The following is a 1,144-nucleotide window of genomic DNA, read 5'->3' as shown; positions in this document are numbered from 1 at the left end:
GCTCAGGCGCGGGCAGGCACCTGCGCCGCGCCGTAGAGCTCCGGCTTCGGCTGCATCCGCACGGGCACGATCTCCCCGCTCGCCTGCGCCTGGACACCGGCCTCGCAGCAGGCGGCGGTGGCGTAGCCGTCCCAGGCGGACGGTCCACCGATCTGCCCGCGCGCAGCGGCGTCGGCCCAGGCCTGGATCTCGCGGTCGTAGGCCTCGACGAAGCGCTCCTCGAAGCCCGGGGGGACGCTGCCGCCCCACGTGCCGGCCGTGCGGACGTAGGGCTCGGTGTCGCCGCCGATGCCCACCACGCCGGTCTCGAAGGACGCCTGGGTGGCGACCTGGTAGCCGAACTGCGCGTTGACGTAGGCCTCCACCTGCGCGAGGACCCCGGACTCGGTCTCCATGAGCACCAGCTGGGGATCCCGCTGGCCCTCCGGGGCGTTGCGGGTGGAGCGCCCGATCCGGACCTGGACCGAGGTGATCTCCTCGCCGGTGAAGAAGCGCACGGCGTCGAACTCGTGCACCACGGTGTCGTGGATGATCATCTCGTTGGTGAAGCCGGGCGGGGTGGTGGGGTTGCGGTGCTGGTGGTGCAGGGTCAGCAGCTCGCCGTAGGCCTTCTCCTCGATCATCCGGCGCAGGGCGAGGTAGCCCGCGTCGAAGCGGCGCATGAAGCCGACCTGGATCAGCTGCCGGCCGGCGGCGACCTCCGCCTCGACCACGCGCCAGGAGGACTCCGCGTCCGGGGTCAGCGGCTTCTCGCACAGGGTGGGCAGGCCGTGCTCGATCGCGGACAGCAGCACCTGTTCGTGCAGGAAGCCCGGGGTGGCGACCAGGGCGGCGTCGATGTCGTCCCGGTCGAGCACCTCCTGGAAGTCCGTGTGGGCGACCGCGCCCGGGATGTGGGCGACGGCGGCCTCGGCCCGGGCCCGGTCGATGTCGACGACGGCGGCGATCTCGGCGCCGTTGATCCGGCGGTGGATGCGCTCGATGTGGTCGGCGCCCATGCGGCCTGCTCCGACGACGGCTACGCGCAGGGTGGTGGTCATGATGTGTCTCCTTCCGCCCACGGGGGGCGCATGGACCTGGTCGGTCCGGAACGGTGGTGAGAGCTGCGTCGGCCCCGTCCCTGCCACGCGTTCGCGGGCGTGGC

At 72.6% G+C, this 1,144-nt stretch carries 1 protein-coding gene; it reads right to left on the bottom strand.

The window, feature by feature from the left end; translation table 11 throughout:
- Positions 1-2: 2 nt before the first annotated feature.
- Positions 3-1,040: a Gfo/Idh/MocA family protein gene (locus ACFU0Y_RS18245; protein ID WP_380216391.1), complete on the bottom strand. Its 1,038-nt coding sequence runs from the start codon at positions 1,038-1,040 to the stop codon at positions 3-5.
- Positions 1,041-1,144: the final 104 nt, after the last annotated feature.

Origin of the sequence: Kocuria sp. NPDC057446 (assembly GCF_042802875.1) — a bacterium.
Classification (GTDB): domain Bacteria; phylum Actinomycetota; class Actinomycetes; order Actinomycetales; family Micrococcaceae; genus Kocuria.
The sequence above is the reverse complement of the archived record's forward strand: the minus strand, read 5'-3'. Positions and strand labels throughout refer to the sequence as shown.

Bases quoted from the DNA above. Each gene is read 5' to 3' on its own strand.
- ACFU0Y_RS18245 (WP_380216391.1), bottom strand. From the start codon at position 1,040: ATGACCACCACCCTGCGCGTAGCCGTCGTCGGAGCAGGCCGCATGGGC.